1 protein-coding gene and 1 pseudogene are annotated in these 1,349 nt (G+C 71.8%); both read left to right on the forward strand.

Translation table 11 applies throughout. From position 1 onward, the window contains the following. Positions 1-881: pseudogene (locus tag AB0O00_RS39725) on the forward strand (hypothetical protein); the annotation flags it as partial. A gap of 98 nt (positions 882-979) precedes the next feature. Beyond that, positions 980-1,349 (forward strand): VOC family protein (locus AB0O00_RS39730; protein WP_363659533.1); only part of this gene is annotated, 370 nt, incomplete at its 3' end.

The following is a 1,349-nucleotide window of genomic DNA, read 5'->3' on the forward strand; positions in this document are numbered from 1 at the left end:
CGCTGCCGTGGCCGACGGCGGTGCACCACTCGCCGGACTTCATGCTCGCCGCGGCGGACGAAGAGGCGGTCGGGCATGGGGAGTTCCTGCTGGTGCTCGGCGAACTGCACCTGTCGTTCAACACGATGGAGAGCCGGGTCTTCGTCGAGCAGCACGACGACCCGCCGTCGATGCTGGCGGCAGCCGAGGCGGACATGCGCGGGAGCCGGATCTACGGGATCATGAACCGGGACGTGCCGGGTGTGAGTTCGCGCGTGTCGCCGCCGTCGGCGCTGCTGTCGCCCGAGTACACGTACTGGACGATGCACCCCGAGGCGGTGACGCCGCCGGGTCCGATCATGCCGGCCGCCGCGCTGTTCGTGCGCCGGGAGGGCGAGCGGCTCGTGGTCCGCTCGCGCGCCGGGGCCTTCGAGGCGCCGCTGGCGCACGTCGTGGGCGAGCCGCTGGCGGCGGCGGCGATCAACGCGTTCAAGCCGGTCGCCAAGGCCCGCCACAATCCGCGCATCACCGTCGACCGGCTGGTGGTGGCCCGCGAGTCGTGGAGCTTCCCGGCGGGCGAACTCGCCTGGGCCGCGGTGAAGTCCGAGCCCGAGCGGTTCCGGGCCGCGCGCCGCTGGCGGCTCGAACAGGGCTTGCCGGAGCGGGCGTTCTATAAGGTCCCGGTGGAGGACAAGCCCGCGTTCGTCGACTTCACGAGCCTGGTGCTGGTCAACATCCTGGCCAAGGCGGTGCGCCGTTCCGTGGAGGAGGAGAACGGCTCCGTCACGCTCACCGAGATGCTGCCGGACGCGGACGGGCTGTGGCTGAGCGACGCGGCGGGGGCGCGGTACACCTCGGAGTTCCGCATCCTCGCCGTCGACGAATCCGCGCGCGATCTCTAGCCGGCGGGGGTGTCCATCCGGGCCGCCCCCGTTCGTCGTCGGGGTGGCCCGGACGGACGGGCAGCCGCACCACGCACGAGAGACCCAAGGAGCACCACATGATCAAGGCCCTGAACGAGATCGAGGTCATCACCCTCTTCGTGGAGGACCTCGCCGCCACGAAGAAGTTCTACCTCGACGTCTTCGGCCTGGAGGTGGTCTACGAGGACGGCGAGTCGGCCGCCCTGAAGATGCGCAACCTGATGATCAACCTGCTGGAGGCCGGCGAAGCGCACGGCCTGGTCGCACCGGCCCCGGTCGGCGGTCCCGAGACGGGCGCCCGCGCGCTGCTCACCATCAACGTCGCCGACGCCGAGGCGGTCTGCGCCGAGCTGGCGGAGCACGGCGTGGCCCTGCTCAACGGGCCGGTGGACCAGCCGTGGGGCCGGCGGACGGCGACCTTCGCCGACCCGGCCGGGAACGTCTGGG

The sequence above is a fragment of the Kitasatospora sp. NPDC093558 genome, assembly GCF_040683475.1.
Lineage (GTDB): Bacteria > Actinomycetota > Actinomycetes > Streptomycetales > Streptomycetaceae > Kitasatospora.